6 protein-coding genes are annotated in these 6936 nt (G+C 52.6%); 2 read left to right on the top strand and 4 right to left on the bottom strand.

What is annotated here, in order from left to right; genetic code table 11:
• On the bottom strand, window positions 1–159 hold a 159-nt coding region (locus tag KO497_RS05965; protein ID WP_215943063.1), incomplete at its 3' end, for a helix-turn-helix domain-containing protein.
• 310 nt (window positions 160–469) lie between these two features.
• Between KO497_RS05965 and KO497_RS05960 the strand changes: the two genes are divergently transcribed.
• Window positions 470–1969: an MDR family MFS transporter gene (locus tag KO497_RS05960; protein ID WP_252729535.1), complete on the top strand. Its 1500-nt coding sequence runs from the start codon at window positions 470–472 to the stop codon at window positions 1967–1969.
• A gap of 147 nt (window positions 1970–2116) precedes the next feature.
• On the opposite strand, the gene KO497_RS05955 is transcribed toward KO497_RS05960, so the two are convergent.
• Window positions 2117–3694 carry a Mur ligase family protein gene (locus KO497_RS05955; RefSeq protein ID WP_215943057.1) on the bottom strand — a complete coding sequence of 526 codons (1578 nt, stop codon included), beginning with the start codon at window positions 3692–3694 and terminating at the stop codon, window positions 2117–2119.
• Complete coding sequence (locus KO497_RS05950) at window positions 3691–4440, bottom strand: alpha/beta fold hydrolase (protein ID WP_215943056.1); 750 nt, start codon at window positions 4438–4440, stop codon at window positions 3691–3693. Before KO497_RS05950 ends, KO497_RS05955 begins: the two co-directional genes overlap by 4 nt.
• 110 nt (window positions 4441–4550) lie before the next feature.
• Here KO497_RS05950 and KO497_RS05945 point away from each other — a divergent pair, with 110 nt between their 5' ends.
• Window positions 4551–5720 carry a hypothetical protein gene (locus KO497_RS05945; protein WP_215943055.1) on the top strand — a complete coding sequence of 390 codons (1170 nt, stop codon included), beginning with the start codon at window positions 4551–4553 and terminating at the stop codon, window positions 5718–5720.
• Here the strand turns inward: KO497_RS05945 and KO497_RS05940 are convergent.
• The gene (locus KO497_RS05940; RefSeq protein WP_215943054.1) at window positions 5717–6889 is read right to left on the bottom strand and encodes a winged helix-turn-helix domain-containing protein; all 1173 of its coding nucleotides are present in this window, start codon (window positions 6887–6889) and stop codon (window positions 5717–5719) included. The genes KO497_RS05945 and KO497_RS05940 overlap by 4 nt on opposite strands.
• Window positions 6890–6936: the final 47 nt, after the last annotated feature.

Below are 6936 nucleotides of genomic sequence, written 5' to 3'. Positions count from 1 at the left end.
CAGGCCTGCTTCGCCTCGCTCGGCGTAGGCCTTGCGCCACCGGTAAAAACTGGCGCGGCCAATCCCAAAATAGCGACAAGCTTTCGCAACATGGCCAATCTCTTCAGCGTAGCGCAAAATCCGCAGCTTACGTTGAATCTCGCGTTGATCCTTGTTCATGAACATCTCCTTCTGTCCAAGTCTGGGAGGTTAACGGAAAGGTCTCGCGAGTAACGGCATATCTACATGCATCCGATCACACACTCAAACCGTTCAGAAATCTCTTGCACCAATGGGGGCATCCATACATGCAGCAAAGGCTTTCAAAGGGACGGCTTCAATTCACGACAGGCTTTGTAGGGCAGTGGTGAGGACAAGCATCTTTCACCCCAAAGTGTCATGAAATTAAGATAAATAAATGTGCTGTTGACACATATGTGACATCGGCATACTCGTACACCCCATAGCCGCCATTACACGGATGATCGCAATGTCTTCTGCTGCGCCACTCGCTAACCTCTCCCGTCGTCGCAGGATTCTTATTTATGTATTTATGATGCTGGCGCTGTTCATGGCGACGCTGGACAATCAGATCGTTTCCACGGCGCTGCCCACAATTGTTGCGGAATTGGGGTCGATTGAACGCTTCGGCTGGGTCAGTGCCGCGTATCTGTTGGCGCAAAGTGCGATCATGCCCGTCTATGGCAAGCTGGGCGACTTGTTCGGGCGAAAATATGTAATGATGTTCGCGATTTCGTTGTTTGTCATCGGATCGTTAAGCTGCGGATTGGCATGGTCGATGGAAAGCCTGATCGCCGCGCGTGTTTTGCAGGGCTTGGGCGGAGGCGGCATTATGGTGTCGATTTTCTCAATTAATGCCGATCTTTTCGCGCCGCGTGAACGCGCACGGTATCAAAGCTTCTCCAGCTTGGTTTTGATGGCATCCGGCTCCATCGGACCAACACTGGGCGGAGTTATGAGCCAATATTTAGGCTGGCGCTCAATTTTTCTAGTGAATTTACCGATCGGGATTTTGGTACTGACCAGCATCTTCTTGTTGCTGCCCTATGTGCGTCCGAACCGCCAACCTAAAATAGATTACGCGGGTGCTACGACTTTAGCGATCACAATTGGATTGATCGTATTATGGGCAGATGGCTCTCATATTTTCGGCGGGATGTTTACGCCGGTCACCTTTGGGATTTTGATACTCGCCACAATATCTGCAATCGTTTGGGTGCGTATAGAGCGCCGTGCGCCAGAGCCGATCATCCCGCTGAGCCTGTTCAACGATAAAAACTTTCCACTCTTGCTGATTGTAGCGCTCACTTCGGGCGGTGTCGGCATTGGTCTGGTCAACTATCATGCGCTGTTTTTACAAATGACCACAGGTCTGTCGCCCGCGCATGCCGGTCTGTTCTTTATCGCCATCACCGGTGGCATCGCTGTTGGTTCATTGACGGCTGGCCGTTTGATTGCACGGAGCGGTCAATATAAGCCGTTCTTGATCACCGGCACCACGTTGTCCGTACTTGCCTTGATCGCAGTGTCACAAATTCAGGTGGGGACTTCACTTTGGGTGATCGGAAGCGTGCTGGCTGTAAGTGGCCTTGCGATTGGTCTCGCGCAGCAATCACCGATCATTGGCGTGCAATTGATTGCTCCGCAAGCCGATATCGGCGCGGCAACCAGCGCGGTGACGCTGTGTAGGATGGCAGGGGCTTCATTGGCCATTTCAACTTACGGTGCAGTTCTGTCAGCGCGGTTGATGGCAGGGGGCGATGGCGTGGTAGGTGTGCCCGATCCTTCCAGCCTTTCGCCCGAGGCACTTGCTGGCTTGCCTGAGGCAAGCCGCATCGCGGTCAGCATTTTGTTTTCCGATGCATTCACATGGCTTTATATGGTGGCTGCTGGGGTCTCGATGATAGGGCTGACTGCGGCGATTATGTTGCGGCCTACAACCATGCCTGTGAGTGAACAGATCAGCTAAACAGTCCGTTGTAGCGGTCCTGTGTGGGTCAAAATGCATCAAGCTTGTTTCGACAGAAAGCTATAGCGCTTTAAGCTATGGCTTTTTAACGCAGTGATGCCTATCGATCCCACCTTTATTGAATTGGGTCCATCTTGACTTAAGCGCTTACAAAAACCGTTTTTCTTCCAACAGGTCTGGCAGGTCGTTTTCATAGAGAACGACGTCATCCTTGGTGAGCGTTTTTGCAATTGCTGCGCGGGCGGCGAAAAATGTTGGCACTTCGATCACCTCAGCCGTCTCGCGTTTCGCGGCAGTCACAAAGCTGTCAATACGGCTTGGGTTTACAGCGTAAATCACATCGCAGCGTGTGCCAGAATAGTGGCCCAAACGATCATGAACGCGGTCATGTTCTAACCCGAGTTCTGCAATGCCAGGGGTCACAAGTATTCGGCGTCCACCACGGTGTTTCGCCAATTTATCCAAGGCCGATACGGCAGACATAAAGCCAAGTTCATTGGAATTATAGGCATCATCAAGGATGAGAGCTGAGCCAGGTGTGTCGATCTTTTGCAAACGGTGCGGAATTTGCGAAATGGTCTTTGTGAAATACGGGATTTGGTCGGCGGTGCTTGGATCAATCAGCAGCGCAAGTGTCACGGCCAAAGCGGCATTCATTACGTTGTGATCGCCAATCAATGGCAACTCAAACGTCAAAGTGGGGATGCGGGCATCAGCAGACTTAAGCGTGATCGACCAAGACCCACCTTCAATTTCAACAGCGTCAATGGTGACGTTAGCGTCCTGCAGCCCAACGGTGACGATCTTATCGCCATATGTGTCTTTCAAGGCTTTGAATGGTGCGTATTGCATCACATCCGCGTTGATCACCATGGTGCCGCCCGCAGCACAGACCTCAGCCGCCAGTTCGGATTTTGCCTGTGCTATGGCCTCGATGCTGCCAAAGCGTTCTGTATGGGCGTCGCCAACGGCTGTGACGATGCCGTATTGCGGATGGATGAAGTCACACAGGCGTTTGATCGATCCGATGCCGTAGGCGCCCATTTCAGCCACAAAATATGTGTGCGCATGTTGCAGGCGCTGACGGATGTGGCGGGTGTGACCTAGCACGGTGTTGATCGATCCGGGGCTGTAGAACACCGGACCAGATGTTTCCAAAATTTCTGCGAACATGTGTTTGACCGTGGTTTTGCCAAACGATCCTGTAATGCCGATGCGAATGGGATCAAGGGCTTCCAATTTTGTGCGAGCTTGATCGACAAAGCCTTCGTTGATGCGATCTTGGAAGGGCTTCAGGATCATATTCGCGCCGATCAAGGCAAAAGGCACCGCTTGTAACACGAGGATTGCGAAAATGGGGTGCACGAAAACCAGCAAAGCGCCAAGGCCCAAAGGGACCAAGGCCAAACGCCAAATCCGCAGAGCGCGTTGTGTTTTTGCCAGTGGCTTTTTGTAACGATACTGACGCTCCATGTAAGCGATGATCACAAAAACTGCCGCGAGCAAAATCAGGCTCAGTGCTTTGGGCAGGGCCAGCCCCGCAAGCAGGATGATAACGACAGCAGCCGATGCACGAATATCGAACAGACGCACATCACGGCTTGAGGCAACGAACCGTGTGCCGTCATATTCCTCTTGCTGAAAATAGGTCAGCAAGGTGGTGGTGCGCTGTACAACCAAACAGGCAAGCGCAGCGATCAGCAAAACTGTGGCGATAAGGATCATACTTGGCCCCGCTTCAACGTCTCAAGAATGTGGGTCGTCAATTGATGTCTGCCGCGGGACAGGATCGAGATGTGATCAAACTCTGGACATTCAACATAGGTGGAATTTGGAATGGCTTGATGCAGTGCCTTGCCCATGGCGGGCGGCGTCTCGGTATCCTTGCCGCCATACAACAGGGTTGTGGGGCAGGTGATCTTGGGCAGCATCGGCGTTTGATCTTCTTCAACTGTGCGAATGAAAATGTCGCGCAGGCCAAGCGTGCGGCTGCTCACATAATCCGCGCTGCCAAATTGTTCTTCAAGCGCGATCAATGCGTCTTCGGATGTGGCGGAGGCTTTTTGTTTGTTAAACTGCCAGCCGCGCCATTTGCCTTTGATCTGCTTTATCAATGGTCGGGGCAGTTTTATACCTGCGCCGCCAACGATATGCAGATGTTCAACAGGTGAGTCCGCCATGGCGCCCAGACGCAGGCCAATGCGCCCGCCAAAGCTGTGCCCAACCCAGATAAACCGCGTGATGCCCAGTTCGGTTTTCAAAAAGTCGCGTACGGCAATAGCGTAGTCTTGCGTGGTCCAGTCGACCTCAGGACGGGGTGATTTGCCAAAGCCGGGAAGGTCCAGCAACACGGTGGGCGCAGCTTGCCCGATCAGTTCAGCTGTTGGTACAAAATCCGTATGATCGCGACCCCATCCATGCGCAAAAACGATCGGAGTGCCATTTTCTGCGCCGCTCTTTTCATAGAACATGGATGTTCGCCTACTCTGCTGATATTCGCTTGGTCGACCACTAGATATGGTGCTTTATCTGTTTCTAGTGTATCGATTAAGCAAACTCCATATGGATTGTAGGCAAACACGTGAATAAGCTGAACTTAGCCGTCATTTTCGGCGGACCGAGCCAAGAACACGACGTCAGTGTTGTGAGCGCACAACAATTGATGGACGCGGTTGATGTCCGTAAAATCAACGTCGTACCGGTGTATATGGGGTTCGATGGTCGCTTTTTGCATGGGGCCACTTTGCGCCAATTGGACCGCTTTCGACCCGCCCCCAAAGGTCTGCGCGAAGTAGTGTTTGCTTGGGGCGATATGGGGCCTTGTTTGACATCGGTGGATGGCAGTTGGACCAAACAAATCGATTGCGCTTTGCCTGTGTTTCACGGCCCTTTTGGCGAAGATGGCCGCATTCAAGGTCTGCTGGAAACGGTTGGCATTCCTTGCACGGGGTTTTCCGCGATCAATTCAGCTTTGGCGATGCGCAAAGACGCCACCAAGTCGCTGGTCGCCTCAGTCGGCGTCAATGTGTTGTCGCATGTGGTGGTCAACGCCAAAGAAATGAAACACGCGGATGTTGTCTGCGCTCGCGTCGAAGCGGAACTGTCCTATCCTTTGATCATCAAGCCCGCCAATCTGGGCTCTAGCATCGGCGTTGGTCTGGCCAAATCGCGCGATGAATTGCTGGTGCATTTGCAAGGCGCGCTGAAAGAAGACAGCTTTGCTTTGGTCGAACCGCAAGTGCAAAACCTTGAAGAACTCAACATCGCGGTGATGTACCGTGAGGGCGAGATCAAATTTTCTGCAATTGAACGGCCTAAATCCTCTGCCGAATTGCTCGACTTTAGAGAAAAATACCTGTCCTCTGCCGAAGTGGGCAGTACGGGCAGTGGCAAACTTGGCAATACGGCCGTGCCCTCGCAAGGCATGTTGTCGCTGACGCGTGACATCAATCCTGACATCGACCCTGACCTGCAAGCGAGGCTATATGATTTTGCGTCTAAGGCGTTCACTATCTTGGGTCTGCGCGGTGCGCCGCGGATGGATTTCATGCATAATACCGAGACGGGCGAGCTGTGGTTCAATGAGATCAATCCTATTCCTGGCTCTTACGGGTTCTTCTTGTGGGAAGCCGCAAAAGAACAGATATTGTTTTCACAATTGGCCGAGCATTTGATGCATGAGGCCTTGAGCGACAGTATCAAATCTTTTGACGATCCGGTGCCGCAAGCTGCCTATTTGTTGCCGCGCTAACGCGCGCAGATCCAGTTGACTTTGCTCAGCCCTGCAAGTTTGGCAAAGCGGCCTAGTTCGGCGTCCAGCTTTTGGGTACGGGCTTTGGTTGGTTTTACATCAGGTTCCAACCAAAAATTGAGCACATTCAGCACGCCAATTTTGCGATCTGCTTTGGCCTCGATCCGACCGATAAACTTGTCGCCCTCTAGCACAGGATAAACGTAATATCCCCATTGCCGTTTGGCGGCGGGCACGAACATTTCCACGGTGTAATCGAACCCGAACAGGCGCTTTAAGCGTTTGCGGTCACGGATGGCTGGATCAAACGGGCTGAGAATGCGCAGGCGTGGCGCAGGCGGTTCAAGTGCGTCTAAGCGCTGCTCTATATCTGCGCGGGTGAAAGATTTGCTCCAACTGCCATCAAAGGCTTGTACCTCGACAGGGATCAAATCGGCTCCTTGGAGTTTGGCCCAGTTCGAGACCTCTTTGACCTCAGTCGCGTCCCAAAACTTGCGGATTTCAGTTAGGCTGCCCATGCCGATGCGGTCCAATGCCATTGTGCAAAGCCCATCGATCTGTTCCAAGTCATCCAGTTTTTGTATGCGCAAATCCGCCGGAAAGACGTTTTCTGCCAAATCGTAATACTTGGTGAACCCTGTGCGATGGCTTGTGGCCAATGCGCCAGAATACCACAGATAATCCAGCGCTTTTTTATGCGGCGGGCGCTTCCACATCTCTTTGGAACCAGTGATTTTCGTGTCAAAGTCTCGGGTGGACAGAGGGCCTTCGTCCGCGATGCGGCGCATCACCTCGTCCAGCAGGCGCGCATCTAAAGCATCACCATACCACGAAGAGCGCGCGACCTTTTCTTTCATGCGCCGAAATTGCCTTTGCCACAGAGGCAGTGTGCTCATCGGCAGGACCGAGGCGTCATGGGTGAAATGTTCAAATACGCCGTGACCTTGTCCCAACAGATCGTCCATCATCGGTTCGCGGTAGGCCTGATTGCGGCTCCATAAAATGTGATGATGCGCGCGCGATACGACTTGAATCGTGTCGAGTTGCACAAATCCAAGCGCGTCAATATTCCCCATGGTATCCAACTGACCAACAGGGAGATCAGCCAATCCATTGACCGCCAGCCATAGATGCCGCGCGTCACGGTTTGATATTTTCAGATCGCTCATGGTTGCTCCACTTTTTGAACAACCTGCCATACTGATAGATACGGGTC

Source organism: Pacificibacter marinus, assembly GCF_018860665.1.
GTDB lineage: Bacteria > Pseudomonadota > Alphaproteobacteria > Rhodobacterales > Rhodobacteraceae > Celeribacter > Celeribacter marinus_A.
The sequence above is the reverse complement of the archived record's forward strand: the minus strand, read 5'-3'. Positions and strand labels throughout refer to the sequence as shown.

Bases quoted from the DNA above. Each gene is read 5' to 3' on its own strand.
- KO497_RS05960 (WP_252729535.1), top strand. From the start codon at position 470: ATGTCTTCTGCTGCGCCACTCGCTAACCTCTCCCGTCGTCGCAGGATT.
- KO497_RS05955 (WP_215943057.1), bottom strand. From the start codon at position 3,694: ATGATCCTTATCGCCACAGTTTTGCTGATCGCTGCGCTTGCCTGTTTG.
- KO497_RS05950 (WP_215943056.1), bottom strand. From the start codon at position 4,440: ATGTTCTATGAAAAGAGCGGCGCAGAAAATGGCACTCCGATCGTTTTT.
- KO497_RS05940 (WP_215943054.1), bottom strand. From the start codon at position 6,889: ATGAGCGATCTGAAAATATCAAACCGTGACGCGCGGCATCTATGGCTG.